The 17,713-nt window shown below is 63.0% G+C and carries 19 protein-coding genes; 16 read left to right on the forward strand and 3 right to left on the reverse strand.

The features are described from left to right. A complete protein-coding gene (gene petG / locus FZZ90_RS03645; protein ID WP_071823076.1) occupies positions 1–117 on the reverse strand; it encodes a cytochrome b6-f complex subunit V in 117 nt (38 codons plus the stop codon). Positions 118–173: 56 nt separating this feature from the next. Here petG and FZZ90_RS03650 point away from each other — a divergent pair, with 56 nt between their 5' ends. The 13 genes from FZZ90_RS03650 to FZZ90_RS03710 all read left to right on the forward strand — a co-directional run bounded on the left by FZZ90_RS03650 (position 174) and on the right by FZZ90_RS03710 (position 11,292). Beyond that, entirely contained in the window at positions 174–587 is a 414-nt protein-coding gene (locus FZZ90_RS03650; protein ID WP_025362444.1) for a c-type cytochrome, read from the forward strand. Between the two features lie 9 nt (positions 588–596). After that, a complete protein-coding gene (locus FZZ90_RS03655; RefSeq protein ID WP_226424380.1) occupies positions 597–1,343 on the forward strand; it encodes an RNA methyltransferase in 747 nt (248 codons plus the stop codon). Between the two features lie 28 nt (positions 1,344–1,371). Continuing rightward, positions 1,372–2,520 (forward strand): serine hydrolase, encoded by a 1,149-nt coding sequence (locus FZZ90_RS03660; RefSeq protein ID WP_226424381.1) that lies wholly within the window; start codon positions 1,372–1,374, stop codon positions 2,518–2,520. Continuing rightward, a complete protein-coding gene (locus tag FZZ90_RS03665; protein ID WP_226424382.1) occupies positions 2,517–3,869 on the forward strand; it encodes a DUF3370 domain-containing protein in 1,353 nt (450 codons plus the stop codon). The genes FZZ90_RS03660 and FZZ90_RS03665 overlap by 4 nt, the downstream gene beginning before the upstream one ends. A 20-nt stretch (positions 3,870–3,889) precedes the next feature. Then, positions 3,890–4,978 carry a magnesium chelatase ATPase subunit I gene (bchI, locus tag FZZ90_RS03670; RefSeq protein WP_226424383.1) on the forward strand — a complete coding sequence of 363 codons (1,089 nt, stop codon included), beginning with the start codon at positions 3,890–3,892 and terminating at the stop codon, positions 4,976–4,978. An 18-nt stretch (positions 4,979–4,996) separates the two neighbouring features. Further along, complete coding sequence (gene ruvC, locus FZZ90_RS03675; RefSeq protein ID WP_226424384.1) at positions 4,997–5,461, forward strand: crossover junction endodeoxyribonuclease RuvC; 465 nt, start codon at positions 4,997–4,999, stop codon at positions 5,459–5,461. Further along, positions 5,458–6,006 (forward strand): 5-formyltetrahydrofolate cyclo-ligase, encoded by a 549-nt coding sequence (locus FZZ90_RS03680; protein WP_226424385.1) that lies wholly within the window; start codon positions 5,458–5,460, stop codon positions 6,004–6,006. Before ruvC ends, FZZ90_RS03680 begins: the two co-directional genes overlap by 4 nt. Positions 6,007–6,017: 11 nt before the next feature. Next, positions 6,018–6,461, forward strand: coding sequence for a hypothetical protein (locus FZZ90_RS03685; protein ID WP_226424386.1), 444 nt, complete (start codon positions 6,018–6,020; stop codon positions 6,459–6,461). Between the two features lie 7 nt (positions 6,462–6,468). Then, positions 6,469–6,891, forward strand: coding sequence for a SufE family protein (locus FZZ90_RS03690; RefSeq protein ID WP_226424387.1), 423 nt, complete (start codon positions 6,469–6,471; stop codon positions 6,889–6,891). Between the two features lie 75 nt (positions 6,892–6,966). Continuing rightward, the gene (locus FZZ90_RS03695) at positions 6,967–8,286 is read left to right on the forward strand and encodes a homoserine dehydrogenase (RefSeq protein ID WP_226424388.1); all 1,320 of its coding nucleotides are present in this window, start codon (positions 6,967–6,969) and stop codon (positions 8,284–8,286) included. Positions 8,287–8,450: 164 nt separating this feature from the next. Continuing rightward, positions 8,451–8,624 carry a hypothetical protein gene (locus tag FZZ90_RS03700; RefSeq protein ID WP_370631017.1) on the forward strand — a complete coding sequence of 58 codons (174 nt, stop codon included), beginning with the start codon at positions 8,451–8,453 and terminating at the stop codon, positions 8,622–8,624. 89 nt (positions 8,625–8,713) lie between these two features. After that, positions 8,714–10,273, forward strand: a complete 1,560-nt coding sequence (locus FZZ90_RS03705; RefSeq protein ID WP_226424390.1) for an ABC transporter substrate-binding protein — start codon at positions 8,714–8,716, stop codon at positions 10,271–10,273. Continuing rightward, entirely contained in the window at positions 10,273–11,292 is a 1,020-nt protein-coding gene (locus FZZ90_RS03710; protein WP_226424391.1) for an ABC transporter permease, read from the forward strand. Before FZZ90_RS03705 ends, FZZ90_RS03710 begins: the two co-directional genes overlap by 1 nt. Here the strand turns inward: FZZ90_RS03710 and FZZ90_RS03715 are convergent. Further along, positions 11,286–12,860 carry an alpha/beta hydrolase gene (locus FZZ90_RS03715; protein ID WP_370631024.1) on the reverse strand — a complete coding sequence of 525 codons (1,575 nt, stop codon included), beginning with the start codon at positions 12,858–12,860 and terminating at the stop codon, positions 11,286–11,288. The two genes, FZZ90_RS03710 and FZZ90_RS03715, sit on opposite strands and share 7 nt — an antisense overlap. Positions 12,861–12,937: 77 nt before the next feature. Here FZZ90_RS03715 and FZZ90_RS03720 point away from each other — a divergent pair, with 77 nt between their 5' ends. After that, a complete protein-coding gene (locus FZZ90_RS03720) occupies positions 12,938–14,227 on the forward strand; it encodes an MFS transporter (RefSeq protein WP_255613574.1) in 1,290 nt (429 codons plus the stop codon). A 6-nt stretch (positions 14,228–14,233) separates the two neighbouring features. Next, the gene (locus FZZ90_RS03725) at positions 14,234–15,370 is read left to right on the forward strand and encodes a hypothetical protein (protein WP_226424393.1); all 1,137 of its coding nucleotides are present in this window, start codon (positions 14,234–14,236) and stop codon (positions 15,368–15,370) included. 18 nt (positions 15,371–15,388) lie between these two features. Here the strand turns inward: FZZ90_RS03725 and ychF are convergent, their stop codons facing one another. After that, the gene (ychF, locus tag FZZ90_RS03730) at positions 15,389–16,480 is read right to left on the reverse strand and encodes a redox-regulated ATPase YchF (protein ID WP_226424394.1); all 1,092 of its coding nucleotides are present in this window, start codon (positions 16,478–16,480) and stop codon (positions 15,389–15,391) included. A 51-nt stretch (positions 16,481–16,531) separates the two neighbouring features. Between ychF and FZZ90_RS03735 the strand changes: the two genes are divergently transcribed. Beyond that, complete coding sequence (locus FZZ90_RS03735; RefSeq protein ID WP_226424395.1) at positions 16,532–17,698, forward strand: efflux RND transporter periplasmic adaptor subunit; 1,167 nt, start codon at positions 16,532–16,534, stop codon at positions 17,696–17,698. The last annotated feature ends 15 nt before the right edge of the window (positions 17,699–17,713 follow it).

Below are 17,713 nucleotides of genomic sequence, written 5' to 3' on the forward strand. Positions count from 1 at the left end.
TCAACCCCCCAGAGCGCTGCCACCACGGCGGTACTGGTTCCATGCCGCAACGAACAGACCCATCAGCGTGACGGGGATCAGACCCAGAACGATGCCGCAGAGCAGAGGTTCGATCATTGATTCGCGTCAGCAATCAGAATTAGGGAGAATTCTCTCATTGGAACTCCAGGTCTGTGGTCCAGCCGTCACGAATTGCGGCCGAATCGGCATCAGCTGATGCAAATGATTCGAGCGATCGGGGTCGCGGCCTGATCGCGGCCCTTGTGGTGTCGGCTGCCACAGCCTGCGTGGTGCTGGTGCTCTGGGTTCTGGGGAGCGCCCAGCAGGACCCCTACATCAAGGCCAGCCTTGAATTGCAAGGGGCCGTTGACCACGGCGGACAGCTGTTCCGGATCAATTGCGCTGGTTGTCATGGTCTTGCCGGCCAGGGATTGGTGGGCCCTCAACTTCAGGGCGTCAGCAACCAGCTCAAAGACCCCGTTCTGGTGCACCAGATCATCAGCGGCGAGACTCCCCCCATGCCGAGCTTTGAGATGGAACCACAATCCATGGCCGACCTGCTGGCCTACCTGCACACCCTCAGCTGAGCCGCTGCTTTGAATGCCGTCGTCGTGCTGGTGGAGCCGGCCGGCCCCCTGAACATTGGAAGCGTGGCCAGGCTGTGCGCCAACTTCGGGGTGAGCGAACTGCGGCTGGTGGCCCCCCGCTGTGACCATCTCAGCGAACAGGCCCTACAGATGGCCGTGCATGGGCAGGAACTGCTTCAGGCCGCCGTCGTGGTGCCCGACCTGCTGACGGCCATCAACGACTGCCGTCGCACCGTGGGCAGTTGCGGACGCCTCGACCATGGTGAGATTCCCCTGCAAACACCCGAGCAGGCCCTGGCTTGGTTGCTGGCCAGCGATGGCATCAGCTCCAGCGCTGACGCCCCCGTGGCCCTGGTGTTCGGACGGGAAGACCGCGGCCTCAGCAACAGTGAGCTACGGCTCTGCCAACGGGTTCTCTGCTTGCAAAGCGGTGAGTCCTATCCCTCGCTGAATCTGTCCCACGCCGTAGCTGTGGTGCTGCATGAGTTAGCCCGCCTTAACAGCGGCACAACCGAAACCCGCAGCATCGAACCCCCATCACCGGACCCGGCGGCCGCCAAAGCACTGTCAGCCTTGCTGGACGACGCAACCGACCTGCTGCTGGAAGCCGGTTTCCTGCTGGAGCACACCGCCGCCGCACGGATGGCCAAGGTGCGGGATCTGCTGCAACGCGCCACGGTGCGCGCCGAAGAAGTCGCTCTGCTGCGGGGGATGGTGCGCCAACTGCGCTGGGCCATCCGCGCCAACCGCCCCTAATCTCTGCCGAACATTCACGGCTGAAAGGTTGAGCAGCAGTCGTTCTTCACGTCGCTCCGCCGGTTGGAGAGGACCGGCCCAGCTCATCCTGCGGCTGGTCTTAATGGGGGTGGGTCTGGGACTGCTCACCGGCACAGGCCTGCGGCTGCTGGCCCCGGGCGTGCAACAGCAGAAAATCTCACTGCCCAGCTGGCTGGCCGATCAAGCCTTGATCACCACGCTGCTCGGCGACGCCGTGGAGCCGCCCAGCGCTGAGGACGCCGAAAAGCACACGAAGGCTGCGCCAGCCATCGCGAAGGGCCTCAAGCAGGCACGCTTTGCCCCAAGGCAAGAAATCAAGGCGCTGTCGCAGCGATGGGTGGAGCTGGCCGCGCAACAAACCGATCTGCAGGCCAGCGCCTACATGTTGATCCTTGACGACGGACGCTTTGCGGCCATGCAGGCGGAGCGACCAATGGCCGCCGCCAGCTCGATCAAGACGCCGATCCTTCTCGCGGTGCTGGAGCTGCTGGATCAGGGAACGCTTCAGTGGAACGAGCCGCTCACGCTCACCGAGGAGCTTGTGGGGGGAGGGGCCGGTTGGATGGCCTCCCGGCCCCTTGGCAGCCGCTTCCCCACCCATGAGGTGGCGACGGAAATGATCCGGGTCAGCGACAACTCCGCCACCAACTTGATGATTGCTCGGGCGGGGGGAATGGACGCAGTGAATGCCCGCTTTCAGGAGCTGGACCTCCCCTCCACTGTGGTGAACAACTGGCTGCCGGATCTCGACGGGACCAACACCACCAGTGCCCGGGATCTCAGCCGGGCCATTGCCCTGGTGGATAGCGGCGAGCTGCTCGCTCCCCGCAGCCGGGATCTGTTTCGCGAGGTGATGGGGACGTCGGTCACCAACACGCTGCTCCCCAGAGGCTTGATGCGCGGCCTCGGTGGGGCGCAGGGGGCACCTGACGCGAGCCTGGCCCGCAAGGGTTACCGCGTCTACAACAAAACCGGTGACATCGGCATCGCCTACGCCGATGCCGGGCTGATCGAACTCCCCGACGGCAGACGCGCTGTGGCGGGATTTCTGGTGGAAGGCCCCTTCAATGACCCCCGATCCACCGAACTGATCCGTCAGCTCGCCGCCGCCATGGCACCGCACCTCAAACCCATCCCTGTCCCGCCCAAACCATGAAGCTCGCCCCGCTGTTGTCTGCTGCCTGGCTGACCGTGATGGGACTGCCTGGCGCTGCGGAAGTGATTGAGCGTCAGCAGAGCGTTCGCCCCTTACCGGGAGCCCTCGACAGCGTGTTGATGGTGAACGACAACAACCCCGAACTGATTGATGACGACGGCATCCTGATCTCCACCTTTCCCGACGGGGAAGAGGCGTCAGTTCCGGTGGTACTCAACGGTCGCTTTGACCTGTTCAGCCACCACGTGTATGCCGGGGATGCCGAAGGCAACCCCAGCTCAACCCTGTGGCTGGCGGTACTGGCGGCTCCGCTGGGGAACGCACCTGTGACCCTGCAGCTGATCTCGGGCAGCACCTCGCTTTCGCAGGCCACGGAGTCCGGCCAGACCCAGGCCCCCTTCTTGCCCTTGCCGAGCCTGATGCCAGAGACCACCGACGTAGTGGCGGCAGGACCCGGCAGCCGCGTTGCCGGAGATCTGTTGGCCGGTCGCAGCGCAGCGGAACTCGCCAAGCGCCGCTGGACCCTGGCTCCAGGCTCACCCACACAACTGCTGCTGTTACCCATACCCGTGGCCGGTCTCGACCCCCTGCTCAACGGCCGCAACCTGCAACTGCGCTTCCACAGCTCCGGGCCGGTGGCGATGGCCACCCTGGCCGCCCATGGCAACGACGGGAATGCGCCAAGCGAGCAGCACTGGCTGCAGCTGCTGAAAGACCAGCGCATGAGCAGTAAGGAGCATCAACCCACCCCACGGGGCAGCAAGGGGAAAATCATTTATTCCCGGGTGAGCGGTGTTCAGATCGGCAGCAGCTGGCGGGCGCGCATCACCGACCCGGGCAGCTCGGTGCTTGCCGCACCCAAGGCCCCCATCTCCTGGCCGATCAGCAGCCTGGAGCGCGGAACCCTCGCCACCAACCAGGTGCAGACCGCTGAACTCAAGAGCTTTTATCCCGGCACCGCCTGGGCCGCCCATGGCAACTACGGGGTGGAATACGACCTCACCCTGCCGCTGAAGAACACCGGTTCAGCCGCGGTGACGCTGCAGTTGTCGCTGGATTCGCCCCTCAAAGGCAACAGCCAACCCTCTTTCCTGCGCTTCCGCGATGACCTCAATGGTCCGGTGATGTTCCGCGGCCCCGTGCAGACAACGGGTCTGGAGGATCCAGAGGGTGTTCCCAAGGGACGCCAGACCCAGCACCTGGTGCTGCGCCAGGGGCAGCAGGGGCCGTCCTTGGGACAGCTGATGCTCAAGCCAGGGGAAGCCAAGCAGGTGCGCGTTCGGCTGGTCTATCCCGCTGATGCCACGCCACCCCAGGTCATCACCGTGCAGCCTGTGAAACAATCCTGAGCACGCCAAGAGAATTGCTCGTGACTGCACCCCGGAAGCGCAGGGTCTTCCCCTTCACTGCAGTGATCGGTCAAGAGGAGATGAAGCTGGCCCTGCTTCTCAACGTGATCGATCCGCGCATCGGCGGCGTGATGATCATGGGGGACCGCGGCACCGGCAAATCCACCACGATCCGTGCCCTGGCCGATCTGCTGCCGGACATCGACGTTGTCGCCGGCGATCCCTACAACAGCTCTGCCAGCGATCCCGACCTGCAGAGCAGTGAGGTGCGCGAGCGGATGCAACAGGGGGAAAGCCTGAGTACCGAACCGCGGCAGGTGCCGATGGTGGACCTGCCCCTCGGTGCGACGGAAGACCGCCTTTGCGGCACCATCGACATTGAAAAAGCGCTGAGTGAAGGCGTGAGGGCCTTTGAGCCCGGCCTGCTGGCCAAAGCCAACCGCGGCCTGCTCTACGTGGATGAGGTGAACCTGCTCGACGACCACCTCGTCGACGTCCTCCTTGATTCAGCCGCCTCAGGCTGGAACACGGTGGAACGGGAAGGCATCTCCGTGCGCCACCCGGCGCGTTTCGTCTTGATCGGTTCCGGCAACCCCGAGGAAGGGGAACTCCGCCCCCAGCTGCTCGACCGTTTCGGCATGAGCGTGGAAGTGCGCACCGTGCGGAATCCAGAGCTGCGGGTGCAGGTGGTGGACCAGCGCACCGCCTTTGACAGCGATCCCGATGGCTTCAGCACCGCCGTGGAGGGTAATCAAAACGCCCTGCAACAACGGGTGGTGGAGGCCCAGCAACGCCTCGACCAGGTGAGCATTGATGAGGATCTGCGCCTGCGCATCTCCGCCGTCTGCGGCGAGCTCGATGTGGATGGTCTGCGGGGTGACATCGTCACCAACCGTGCCGCCCGAGCCCTGGCCGCCTTTGAAGGGCGCACGGAAGTGAGCGAGGACGATGTGGCCCGCGTGGCCTCCTGCTGCCTGCGCCATCGCCTGCGTAAGGACCCCCTGGAGCAGGTGGATTCCGGCGACCGGGTGGTGAAGGTGTTCTGCAAGGTGTTCGAACGCAGCGAGAGCAGCGACCGCGCTGATTTCGAACTGGCCCTCGCCGCCTGATCCCCCCACAATCAGCCCATGCGGATCCTCGGCATCGACCCGGGCCTCGCCCGGGTGGGCTACGGGGTGATCGACATCCAGGACGGATGCCAGCGCATGCTCGATTGCGGCATCATCCAGACCGATTCCGGTCGCTCCGATGGTGATCGCATGGTGGAGATCGCTGGCGACCTGCGCCAGCTGATTCGGATCTGGCGACCGGAACTGGCGGCCGTGGAAAAGTTTTTCTTCTACCGATCCAGCAACACCATCAATGTGGTGCAAGCGCGCGGCGTGGTGGTGATGACCCTGGCCCGCTTCAAGATTCCGATGGTGGAGTTCCCTCCCATGCAGATCAAACTCGCCGTAGCGGGGTTCGGCCATGCCGATAAGGATGAAGTGCTGGAAGCGGTGATGCGGGAGTTGAACCTGGATGAACCGCCCCGACCGGATGATGCGGCCGATGCCCTCGCTGTGGCGTTGACGGCCTGGTTGCAGCGATGAGCGCCAAGGCAACCCTGCGCCTTCACTACAGAGGGCAGCGCCATCTGGACGAGACAGCCACGCGGTCCATTCAGGACGCGGTGAGGGAGCTGATCGGGCGCTCCAACTGCGGCAACAGCCATCTGGGGATCTACTGGCCCCTGCCGGGGGAGGCGGATTTACGGCCGCTGCGGGATGGCCCCCATCCGCCGTTGGCCTTGCCAGTGGCCGATGGCAGCGGCGGACTCATCTACCGGAGCTGGGACCAAGACCCGCTTCAGCCCGATGGCTGCGGCATTCCCGCGCCTGCCGCGGGAGACGCCCTTGGGCCCGATCAGCTGGCGCTGCTGCTGGTACCGGCGCTGGCGGTGGATGGCGCTGGAATCCGCCTGGGCTACGGCGGTGGGTATTACGACCGACTCAGGGCTGATCCCGCCTGGGCTGCCGTGCCGGCCTGGGTGGTGCTGCCCTCAACCTGCCTTGCGGCCGAACCGTTGCCCCGAGAGTCCTGGGATGTTCCGTTTACCGGCTGGATCACGGAGCAGGGTGCTGGTCGGCCCGCCTGAGGGGCCGCATCATGGGCACCATTGATCGCCCTTCCATGCTGCGTCTGCTGGCTCCACTGGTTCTGCTCAGCTCGGTGCTGCACGGCGCAGTTCTCGCTCCCGCCAGGGCCCATCAGATCGAAAGCGCTTTGCACTATCTCGATGGCGACCTGCAATTGAGCAGCAGCTTTTCCAACGGTGAACCCACCCAAGGGGCCGTTGTTCGCCTGCTCAATGCCGATGGCACTCCAGGGCTGGAACTGGGCCGAACCGATACGGAGGGACGCTTGAGTATCGATCTCAGCAGCGTGGGCAACGGCACCGTTGATCTCCAAGTGGACGGTGGTCCAGGCCACCGCGACTACCTCGAACTCCCCGTTCAAGATGGCGAAGTGAATCTGAACGAGGTGGTCGTGTTCCCCTTCAGCCTGGTGATGGTGGGGCTGCTGGTTAGCGTGCGACGTCGAAACGACTGAGCCCCGCATGGCCACCAGCACCGGCAGTGATGCCCTCGACCGGATGGTCGAGCGCTTGGGCGGCACCGCCGATCCAAAACGCCGCTACGAGTACGTGCTCTGGTTGGCCAAGAAGCTCGCTCCCATGCCGGCCGAGGAGCAGACCGACGACATCAAGGTGAAGGGATGTGTGTCGCAGGTGTTCGTGCGGGGTGCCCTCGATGAGGGGGTGATGCGCTGGCAGGGCGACTCCGATGCGCTGATCACCAAGGGACTGCTGGCGTTGTTGATCCAGGGGCTGGATGGATTGACGCCGGCCCAGGTGCAGGCGGTGGACCCGGCCTTCATTGCGGCAACAGGCCTGCAGGCCAGCCTGACGCCCTCCCGCGCCAATGGCTTCCTCAACATCCTCCTGGCCATGCAGGAGCAGGCACGTCAGTTGGGGAGCTGATCAGAAGGAGAACCGAAGCAAAGTCACGTCAATACATAGAGTCGCTCGCAATCGTTCCAACACGGATCACAGGGGATGGCAGGAAAGGTCGGCGTGGGTCTGCTGGGGCTGGGCACGGTTGGCGGTGGGGTGGCTTCAATCCTCCAGAACCCCAGCGAACGCCACCCGCTGGTGGGTGAGCTTGAGCTGATCCGTGTTGCCGTCCGCGATCTGAACCGTCCCCGGCCCGTGGCCTTGGACGAAAGCTTGCTGACCACCGATCCATCGGCGGTAATCCAGGACCCTGCGGTGGACGTGGTGGTGGAGGTAATCGGTGGTCTGGAGCCGGCCCGCAGCCTGATTCTCCAAGCGATTGCAGCCGGCAAATCCGTGGTGACCGCCAACAAAGCCGTGATCGCGCGCCACGGTCAGGAAATCGCTGAAGCCGCGGCCGCCGCCAGGGTTTATGTGCTGATCGAAGCTGCCGTTGGTGGCGGCATTCCCATCATTGAGCCGCTGAAGCAGTCCCTGGGCGGCAACCGCATCAACCGCGTCAGCGGCATCATCAACGGCACCACCAACTACATCCTCACCCGCATGGCAGAGGAGGGAGCCGCCTATGACGCGGTGCTCAAGGATGCCCAGGAGCTGGGCTACGCCGAAGCCGATCCGGCAGCGGATGTGGACGGTCTTGATGCAGCCGACAAGATCGCGATCCTGGCCACCCTGGCCTTCGGCGGCAGCGTGGATCGCTCCGCGGTTCCCACCGACGGCATCAGTGGCCTGCAGGGCGTGGATGTGGATTACGCCAACCAACTGGGCTACGGCGTGAAGCTGCTGGCCGTGGCCGAGCGAATGGCCGAACGCATGCCCAACAGTGACGATCCCCTGCCGCTCTCCCTGCGCGTGCAGCCCACGCTGGTTCCCAAGGACCACCCCCTGGCGGGCGTGAACGGCGTCAACAACGCCATCCTTGTAGAAGGAGACCCAATCGGCCGGGTGATGTTTTATGGGCCAGGTGCTGGTGCTGGACCAACGGCCTCTGCGGTGGTGGCCGACATCCTCAACATCGCCGGTATCCGTAAGGCCAGTGACGGGCCTGGAAAAGTGGATCCCCTCTTAGCAGCAAGCAGCTGGCGGCCTTGCTCCCTCGTCGACTCAGGCGACATTCGCCAACGCCACTATGTGCGTTTCAAGACAAAAGACGCGCCGGGCGTGATTGGCAACGTTGGCGGCTGCTTCGGCCAACGCAATGTCTCCATCCAGTCGATCGTGCAATTCAACGCCAGCGATGCCGGTGCCGAGATCGTTGTGATCACCCATGAAGTGAGCCAACGCCAGATGAATGAAGCCCTCGAAGCGATCCAGGCCTTGCCGGAAGTTTCGGGCCTGGCCGCTCACCTCGGCTGCCTCTGAGGAGTCCGCCAGTGCTGGCGCCCGTGCCCGGGCATGCGTCAGAGTGTCAAGAACTTTCACTGCACAGGTCTGAATTCTCAGATGTGTGCTCGAAACGGTTCATGCAGAACCTCACTCGATCGAAACCGGGTCAAGGCTGTTCCCTAGACGAGGGGTTCAGTCCGATGTCTGTTCACCAGGGAGATTGCGTCAACCTCGACAGTGACGACGACACCTATCAGGTAATCGGTGTGGATGGCGACCACGACCGCTGCTGGGTGCGCCGCTGGCCTCTGCAGAGCAACGAGGGATCACCAGTGTTCGAAATCTCTCTAGAGAGGATTCGCCAGGTCGCTTAACTCCCTGTTGAATGGGCCGATCTGTTGATGGTTGAGGCCCGTTGAAGCGCATCGATCGCCCCACGAGATGGACGTTCGCTGGCGCACTGATGGCCCTCGCCCTGGCCTTCACCCAGGTGGGGTGCCAGGCACCGCCCCCCACCAGCCGCATCACAGTGGCCTCAGCAGGGCGGATCAGCTCCCTGGATCCAGCCCAGGCCAGCACCCTCAGCGCCATACAGCTGATCAGCGCCCTAGGGGACCCGCTGTATCGCCTTAAGCGGGATGGCTCGCTGGAACCCAGGCTGGCGGCATCGGCTCCTTTTCTGAGTGATGCCGGCCGCACCGTCACGATTTCCCTGCGCACCGATGTGCTTTTCCACGACGGAACGCCGTTTAACGCGGCAGCCATGGCCTTTAGCCTTCGGCGCTTCCTCAGCATCGGGACCCTCAGCTATGTGGTGGGTGATCGCATCGCTTCGGTGGAGGAAGCCGACACCCACACCCTGCGGCTGCGCCTCAGTCGCCCCTCTACATCCCTGCAGGGCCTGCTGACGTCGATCAACCTCACCCCCATTTCACCGACGGCCTACAGCAACCACCAAGACCGCTTTCTGCACGAACGCTTTGTTGGAACAGGCCCTTACAAGCTGACCCGCTTCAGCGAACATCAGCAACGCTTGGAGCCCTTTGCCCAGTACTGGGGTGAAGCACCACGCAACGACGGCCTCGATCTGATCACACTGAGCAACTCCACGGCGCTGTATGGGGCTTTGCGCAGTGGCGAGGTGGATCTGCTGCTCTCCGCCTCGATCGATGAAGACCAGCGCCACACCCTGCATGAACGGGCGATCGCGGGGGATCTGCACGAGTCGGTGGGTCCAGCAATGGAGATCGGCTACATCACCCTGCTGAGCAACCAGAAGCCGTTCCAAGACCCCAACCTCAGGCGTGCCCTGGCCGTCAGTCTCAATCGAAAGGAGATCAGTGAACGGGTGAGCTACGGGCTGCGCCGTCCGTTGCGGGCGTTGGTGCCTCCCAGCCTTGCTGGCGGCGCGATGCCCCCCTGGCCCGAACACAACCCCGAGCAGGCCCGCGAGCTGCTCCAGGCAGCGGGCTACTGCAACAGCAGCCCGTTGCGCTTTCCGCTCACCTTCCGCTCCAACGTGCCCGCCGACAAACTGCTGGCCCTCACCTGGCAGGCCCAGGTGCAACGGGACCTGTCCGACTGCCTTGTGTTGGATCTGGATGGCGTCGAATCCACAACCATCTACCGCCAGCTGGGGGAGGGGGCCTTCAAGGCCGTGATGCTGGATTGGCGCGGCAGCTACCCCGATCCGGAGGCCTATCTGACGCCGCTATTGAGCTGCACCTCAGTGGAGGGCGACACCTGCGTTGATGGAGAAGCAGCGATCAGCGGCAGCTTCTGGAGTGCCCCCGGATTGGAGAAAGCCCTGCTGGAATCCGACACGCTGACGGGCGATGCCCGCCGCACCGCCCTGGATCGTGTGGACCATCTCTCTGCCGATGGTGCCGCCTACATCCCCGTCTGGCTGGATTCACCTCGGGCCTGGGCCCAGCTGAACCTCAACCCTCCACAATTTGATGGCAGTGGTCAGTTGATACTCGCTGAACTGGAGCGCCGCCACGAAGGAGCGACGAACAACTGATGGGACGCGCCCGAGACCTCGCGCGCTACAGCGCCACCCGCCTCGCCCTGGCGCCATTGATGTTGTGGCTGATCGCCAGCCTGGTGTTCCTGTTACTGCGCGTTGCCCCAGGGGATCCTGTGGATGCGGTGCTCGGCAGCCGGGCCCCCGCTGCCGCCAAAGCCGCCATGCGCGCTCGGCTGGGCCTGGATCAGTCGTTGCTCGACCAATACCTCAGTTATCTCAACGGCTTGATCCACGGCGATCTGGGGCAAGCCCTGATCAACCAAGAGCCGGTTCGAACGATCATCGGCAAAACCCTGCCTGCCAGCTTGGAGCTGAGCGTCATCGCCCTGGTTGTTGCCGCTGTGGTCGGGCTAAGCATTGGCTTCAGCGGCATCGCACGGCCCGAGGGAAAGATTGACCTCGGAGGTCGCCTCTACGGATTGGGCACCTATGCCCTGCCGCCCTTCTGGGTGGCGATGCTGGTGCAGCTGGTGTTCGCCGTCAGCCTGGGCTGGTTGCCTGTGGGCGGGCGATTCCCCCCCAGCCTTCTCCCCCCCGAGGGCAGCGGATTTTTCCTTCTGGACAGCGCTCTTCAGAACAACTGGGCCGCCTTCCGAGGCACCGTGCGTCACCTGATCCTGCCCGCAGGAACCCTGGCCCTGCTGCTAAGTGGCACCTTCACAACAGCTCTGCGACTCAACCTGCGACGCACCCTGCGCGGCGATTACGTGGAAGCGGCACGCAGCCGCGGCCTGAGTGAGCGCCAGGTGATCCTTCGCCACGGACTGCCCAATGCCTTGCTGCCGGTGCTCACCATCGCTGGCATCACCGTGGCCTCCTTGATCGGTGGGGCCCTGCTGATCGAGGTCACCTTTTCCTGGCCAGGCATCGCCCTGCGGCTACAGGAAGCCATCAATCAAAGGGACTACCCCGTCGTTCAGGGGATCGTGGTGGTAATCGCCGCCTTGGTGGTGCTGGTGAGTGTTGCCGTTGACTTGCTGGTGGCCGCCCTCGATCCGCGGGTGCGCTACTGATCCAGCAGCTGCAAGGCCGGGCGACGGCCCAAGCGATGCCAGCGCGTCTTGGAACTGGCTTCGATCAGGTGAACGGCATCGTTGCGCGGTGACTCGGAGCTGAGGGTGTCAAGGAAACGGATGACTTCATGGGCAATCACCCGTTGAACGCTGAGGGGATTGACCCCCACCAACTCTTCGCCGAGCTGGAAGAGGTCGTCCCCCTCTGACGCCTTGCCCTGGCCATCCACACGAATCGGCGAGAAGTGACTGGCACCCTCAACCACCACCACCCGGCTGTAGGGATGCTCCGCCAATCCAGCCAAAAGAGGCAGCTGCTCATCCAAAGGAGGGGTGATCAGATCGAGCGTCCCACCCACAATCAACAGCGGAATCGGCAACGCCTGGCGGGAGCGGTGCGGCCAGATCAGACCGCCAAAGCTGTTGAGCCCCACCACCGCCCGTGGCAACGAAGCCATCGCGTTGCCCTCGAGCGCGCGGCCGGCCGCCAGTTCGCACTGGAGCAATTCCGAGAGGTTGGTGAGGGGCAAGCCCACCAGGGCCCCTTTACAGCGCTGCTCCATTCCGGGCACCTGCTCCAACCCACTGGCCAAGAGAGCCGTTAAGGCACCCAGGGAATGCCCCATCAGCACCACCTCGGTCCCAGGGATGTTCAAATCGCCCCGTCGTTGCGCGTCCAGCACCGCAGCAAGATCAGCCAACCGATCGCGGAGTGCTGCGGCGCCGTCAAACGACTGACGGCCCTCAAGCAACGCTTGGACGGCGGCCGCATCACTGCCGGGATGCTCAAGCACCGCCACGGGCCAGCCCGCCTGCATCAGCGAACGCGCCAGCCAGTGGAAGTGGTTGGGGTCCCCGCCCAGCCCCGGCATCATCAAGACCCAGGTCCGGTCCTCACGGGGCGACTGGGGGATCCAGCGTTCCACCTGCAACGGACGCGAACGATGGTCCACCGCAAGCGTTGACTGACGAGGCGCTTCGGCAGAGACAGAACGCTCAGCCCCCTTGAGGAGCTGCAGGCGGACCTCTTTCTGAGCCAAGGTCCGCATCAAGGTCTGATGTCGCTCCAATTCCAGCCGCCAGCGGTTGGCGGCAGCCACCAACGCATCCAAATCAAGACGCAGCTGCTGGGTGGGCAACGCTTCCAACACATCCAACGTCGAAACGGTTTCCTGCCGTTCGAGCAACTGCTCCAGCGTGGAGAGCACCAGCGAACGATTGATGCGTTTGCCATCCTCCACGCGGATCAATTCCCCCAGCGCATCCAGAAGCGGACCCGCCCCCCAGCTGCTCAGCAGCTGACGCCCAAGGCTGCGCCGGGAGAGAATCGGTGCCTTGAGCAGACGGATCAGCCCCTGTCGGCTATCGGGCGCGAGAAGACCCATCCAGGTGGACAGCTCCGATCGCGAGAGCTGCGCTGGATCAGCCGTCGGCGAGCGCACAAACGCACCGAGCTCCGCCACCGAAACCGGAAGAACCACGCCATCAATCTGGACCTCCACACGTTCTGTGGAGCCAACAGGCCACGATGGACACGTGCTGAGCAGCAGACTGCCCATCAAGCCCATCGCGATGGATCGTCCTGTTAAGCGTCCGCGCAGCAACGCCTGACCCTCTGCGGTGGTGGAACCAGTTTCCATCACCGCTGAGAAACGTCACCCGACTGAGGTTTCTGGCATCTATCGGTGCCGGCGGGGTGATGTTCATGACGCCGCTGATCTTTCATGCAATCGACTTTTCAGCGCGTGAAGTGGGCAGCGGCCTGGCCGTCTCAGCCCTGATCGGCACGGTGGTGCGTCTGCTGAGCGGAGCACTGCTCGATCGCGGCATCCGCTGCTCCTGGCCGGTCAGGGGCACAACCCTGTTGGCCATTGCGGCCGATCTAATCCTGCTGCAGGCCGACAACTACAACAGCTACCTGCTCGGACAACTACTGCTGGGCTGTGCAGCGGGTTTGTACTGGCCTGCCATCGAATTGGCCGTTCCCTTGAGTTGCGGCAACCTGCCCTCCGGACGGGGCTACGCCTTGGTGCGCAGTGCCGATGCTCTCGGCATTGGCATCGGCACGCTGATCGGAACCGCTGCCGCCACTCTGGGAGTGCTGCGGACGGTGTACAGCGTTGAAGCGGTGTGCATGGGCGCTGTGTTGGTGCTGATCAGCCTTGTCCCCCTCCAGGACGGTCCGCCTTACCGCAACCTCAGCGGCAATAGCCCAGAGCCGGGTGATCCACCGCCAACGTCCCGGCTGCCTTGGTTGCTTCCCCTGCTGCCGGTGCTGCTGATCAGTGTGGTGGCCACCGGAATCCTGGCTCTTCAACAGAGTGCGCTTCCCCTGGATCTGGTGCGCGGCGGGCTGTTGCGACCGGCTCTGAGCGAAAGCCACAGCAGTGCCCTGATCGCCCTCCAATTGACCTTGCTGGTGAGCCTGCAGTGGCCGGTGGGCCGTTGGCTGTCAGAGCGCAGCGTTGCCTTCGGCCTCGGCTTAAGCCTGGCGGGATTCAGCCTGGGCTGCAGCTTGCTTGCCCTGTCCTGCCTGTTCGAAAACGGAACGGTCTTGGTGCTGGCAGCCCTGCTGCCGATGGCGTTCGCCCAGGCCGCTTTCCTGCCCACGGCCACGGAAGCCGTTATTGAAGAGACACCACCACATCGCCGTGGATTGGCGATGGCGCTGTTTTCCCAGTGCTTCGCCATCAGCGCCATCGTGGCTCCCCTGGCTGGAGGAGCCTTGCTGGATCTTCAGAACAATGGCCTGCTGCTCTGGCTGTTGATGGGTGGGGCCTGCCTGATCGTGCTCCCCACCCTGCGCAGCCTCAAGCCGCGCTACAGGACAACGGCAGCCGCTGACGCTGCACTCCCGCAAGAACCGCCAGCAACGGTCGCCAGAGCTAATGGCTCTGTTGGTTCAGCAGAAACGAGGAGAATGACTCCGCACTGAAGGACCATGACGCAGACCAGATCAGGCCAGGCAGACCAGCCCCTTCAGAGCCAACGGCCACAACTGATCGTGCACGCCGGCACGCACAAAACAGCCTCCACCTACATCCAGGAACGGCTGCACCGCAATCGCGATCTTCTGAGCAGCCATGGCGTCAGCCTGCAGGACCCCCTGGAATGCAAACCCAAACCGAAAAAACTGGCCGCTGAGCTGTGCAAACGGAGGAGCAAACGCTGGAAGGCATTCTTCAAGCAACAACCAGAGGGCCCGCATCGTCTGCTCAGCGCCGAGCAATTCGCCGTACCACTCACAGATCCGAACTGCATCCGACAGCTTGAGGCCATGGCCGATGCGGCGGGCTATGAGCTTCACATCGTGATTTTCATTCGCAGCCAGCTCGATTACATCAACTCGCGCTACATCTACTCACTGCGGCGTTTTTATCACCACCAAACCTTTGAGCAGTTTGTTGACGATGCCTTGCAGGGAAAACTTCAAAACGAAAAACCCAAGCGAGGCAAAATCAAACGCCGGCAAGATGTGTTTGATTTCTGGAACTATTTCCAGCCTTTACTGAAGGCGAAGGCCAAGGGTTTGAAGGTGAGTTTCCTGCCATTCCGCCAAGGAGGCGTAGATCCTTTTGAGCAGTTCATTCTCACCATCAACCTTTCAACAGCACTGCCCTGGAAACCCTGCCCCCAGAAGCACTACAACCGAAGTCCAGGAACCCGAGGAGTGTGGCTAGCCCGGGTGCTCAGCCAACTCCTCAGGGAAAACAACATTTCCCCCAAGACCATTGGCAATTCCTCCCAAATCATCCTCAACGAGGAGCGTCAGCGACGCTGGAACGACCCATCCTTCTGGGGTTATTCACGCAAGCTCACCAAAAAGGTGACGCGTCATTTCGAAACAAACAACGCCAGGTTTGCCCAGGCTGCTTGGAACTGCAGCTGGGACGAGGCCTTCTCCACAACCAACTCAGCCACACAACGCAGGCGAACGGCCTATGCCCCTCAATCCATCGAAGCCGAAGTTCGCATGCATGCTGCGGCGCAACGCTTGCTGGATCGCATCAAGCGACAACAAACATCCGGCACAGCCTCACCACTGAAACAACTGATCAGGATGACGTTGGGCACATAAGACGGGCAACGGTCGTGATCAGACGTTGAAGAGGAACTCCATCACATCGCCTTCATCAACCACATACTCCTTTCCTTCACTGCGCAGCCAACCTTTGTTGCGTGCTTCCACCAGTGAGCCTGCTTCCAGCAGCTTCTCCCAACCGATGGTCTGAGCGCGGATGAAGCCTCGTTCGAAATCGGTGTGGATCACACCGGCAGCCTGCGGAGCTGTCATCCCGGCCTTGAAGGTCCAGGCCCTTGTTTCCTTTTCACCGGTGGTGAAGTAAGTGCGCAGCCCCAGCAACCGATAGGTGGCCCGAATCAGGCTTTGCAGACCACCTTCCGTCACCCCGAGACCTTCCAGATAATCCGCGGTTTCCTCATCTCCCAGTTCCACCAGCTCTGCTTCCACCTGGGCAGAGATCCGCACCGTTTCGGCACCTTCCTTGGCGGCCAGTTCAACCACCTCGGTGCAGAAAGCATTGCCCTCAGCCAGGTCGTCCTCACTCACATTGGTGGCGTAGATGATCGGCTTGGCGGTTAACAGCCCCAGGGGCTTGATCATCGCCGCTTCTTCATCGCTTAAGTCGACGCTGCGAGCCGCACCACCGTTCTCGAGCACCGCCTGAATCCGCTCAAGAGCAGCGTCTTCCACCTGCGCCTCCTTGCTGGTGCGCATTTGCTTCTTCAGACGCTCCCGGCGCTTCTCGACCTGACCCAGATCAGCCAGACCCAGCTCCAGGTTGATCACCTCAGCATCACGGGACGGACCCACGGTCCCCGAAACGTGGATGACGTCATCGTCCTCGAAGCAGCGGATCACGTGAACGATCGCGTCCACCTCGCGGATGTTGGCCAGAAACTTGTTGCCCAGGCCTTCGCCCTGGCTGGCACCTTTCACCAGTCCGGCAATGTCCACAAACTCCATCCGGGTTGGAATGGTGTCCTGGCTCTTGCTCAGTTCCGTGAGCCGGTCCAGTCGCTCATCGGGCACCGCCACGGTGCCGACGTTGGGCTCGATCGTGCAAAACGGGAAATTGGCAGCCTGCGCCTGAGCGTTGGCGACCAAGGCATTGAACAAGGTGGACTTGCCCACATTGGGCAATCCGACAATTCCGGCTTTGAGCATCGGCGGAATCTACCGGCCAACGGCGAGACTGTTGTGAAGTTTTGTGGGCCCATGCTGCAGTCCTTGCGCTCCCCTGCGTCCCCATCGCCTGAAGCAGAGCTGGCCTCAGTGGCAAAAGCACGATCCAGACGGCCCAAAGCCGCGATGGTGGGATTACTGGTGCTGGCCCTGTGCGGCGGTGGGCTGCTGCTGCGTTTCGGACCCTGGAGCAACCGTCAACGGGATCTGAAGCCCTTCACCACCACCGCGGAACGTGGCGTGCTTTCTGGGGTGATCACTGCCAGTGGTGAACTGCAGGCTCAGCTGAAGGTGAATGTGAGTCCGCGCAAGCAGGGTCTGCTGGCTCAGCTGAAGGTGGATGAGGGGGATGTGGTGGAGAAAGAGCAGGTGCTGGCGGTGATGGATCGCGGCGATCTCGATGATCGGCTGCAGGAAAGGCAGGCTCTGCTGCGCCAGGCCGAAGCCAATTACCAGAACAAGAGGGAGGACTTCGAGCGTCGCAGCCAGCTGTATGGCAGCGGCGCGATCAGCGCTGATGACTTCAGCGATGCGCGCTTCGAATTGCTGGCCCGACAGGCGGGCCTGGCTGCAGCCAGAGAACGGGTGGAGCAACTGGAACAGGAGAGCCGCGAAAAGACGATCCGTGCCCCCTTCTCAGGGACGATCACAGCTCGCTACGCCGAACCGGGATCGTTTGTGACCCCCACCACCGCCGCCTCGGCCACAGCCGGTGCCACCAGTGCCTCGATCGTTGAGCTCTCGCAAGGCTTGGAGGTGAGGGCCCGCGTTCCAGAAAGCGACATCGGCCGCATCATGACCGGCCAGAACGCCGAAATCCGGGTGGATGCCTTCCCCGATGAACGCTTCCAGGCAACGGTGAATGAAATTGCCCCCCGCGCCGCGAAAGAGAACAACGTCACCTCCTTCGAGGTAAGGCTGAACTTCGTCAACCCGCAGAAAGCACTGAAGATCGGCATGACCGCCGACATCAATTTCCAGACTGGGCGCAGTGCACCAAAAATCCTGGTGCCCACGGTGGCGATCTTGATCGAGGACGGCAAACCTGGCGTGTTGCTGGTGGATGAGCAGCAGAAACCACGTTTCCAGCCGGTGGAACTGGGCAACAGCAGCGGCGACCAGACTGCGATCCTGAACGGTCTCGAATCAGGCACTCGCGTGTTCATCGATCTGCCCCCCTGGGCTGATCGCCGCGATTGATCCACCCACGTCTCC

Source organism: Synechococcus sp. MU1617, assembly GCF_020514235.1.
GTDB lineage: Bacteria > Cyanobacteriota > Cyanobacteriia > PCC-6307 > Cyanobiaceae > Parasynechococcus.

What these genes read in the sequence shown, in the direction of transcription:
- FZZ90_RS03665 (WP_226424382.1), top strand. Translation starts at nt 2,517, where the DNA reads ATGAAGCTCGCCCCGCTGTTGTCTGCTGCCTGGCTGACCGTGATGGGA.
- FZZ90_RS03700 (WP_370631017.1), top strand. Translation starts at nt 8,451, where the DNA reads ATGTCTGTTCACCAGGGAGATTGCGTCAACCTCGACAGTGACGACGAC.
- FZZ90_RS03715 (WP_370631024.1), bottom strand. Translation starts at nt 12,860, where the DNA reads ATGGGCTTGATGGGCAGTCTGCTGCTCAGCACGTGTCCATCGTGGCCT.
- FZZ90_RS03680 (WP_226424385.1), top strand. Translation starts at nt 5,458, where the DNA reads ATGAGCGCCAAGGCAACCCTGCGCCTTCACTACAGAGGGCAGCGCCAT.
- FZZ90_RS03735 (WP_226424395.1), top strand. Translation starts at nt 16,532, where the DNA reads ATGCTGCAGTCCTTGCGCTCCCCTGCGTCCCCATCGCCTGAAGCAGAG.
- FZZ90_RS03710 (WP_226424391.1), top strand. Translation starts at nt 10,273, where the DNA reads ATGGGACGCGCCCGAGACCTCGCGCGCTACAGCGCCACCCGCCTCGCC.
- FZZ90_RS03690 (WP_226424387.1), top strand. Translation starts at nt 6,469, where the DNA reads ATGGCCACCAGCACCGGCAGTGATGCCCTCGACCGGATGGTCGAGCGC.
- FZZ90_RS03725 (WP_226424393.1), top strand. Translation starts at nt 14,234, where the DNA reads ATGACGCAGACCAGATCAGGCCAGGCAGACCAGCCCCTTCAGAGCCAA.
- FZZ90_RS03705 (WP_226424390.1), top strand. Translation starts at nt 8,714, where the DNA reads ATGGCCCTCGCCCTGGCCTTCACCCAGGTGGGGTGCCAGGCACCGCCC.
- petG (WP_071823076.1), bottom strand. Translation starts at nt 117, where the DNA reads ATGATCGAACCTCTGCTCTGCGGCATCGTTCTGGGTCTGATCCCCGTC.
- ychF (WP_226424394.1), bottom strand. Translation starts at nt 16,480, where the DNA reads ATGCTCAAAGCCGGAATTGTCGGATTGCCCAATGTGGGCAAGTCCACC.
- ruvC (WP_226424384.1), top strand. Translation starts at nt 4,997, where the DNA reads ATGCGGATCCTCGGCATCGACCCGGGCCTCGCCCGGGTGGGCTACGGG.
- FZZ90_RS03685 (WP_226424386.1), top strand. Translation starts at nt 6,018, where the DNA reads ATGGGCACCATTGATCGCCCTTCCATGCTGCGTCTGCTGGCTCCACTG.
- FZZ90_RS03695 (WP_226424388.1), top strand. Translation starts at nt 6,967, where the DNA reads ATGGCAGGAAAGGTCGGCGTGGGTCTGCTGGGGCTGGGCACGGTTGGC.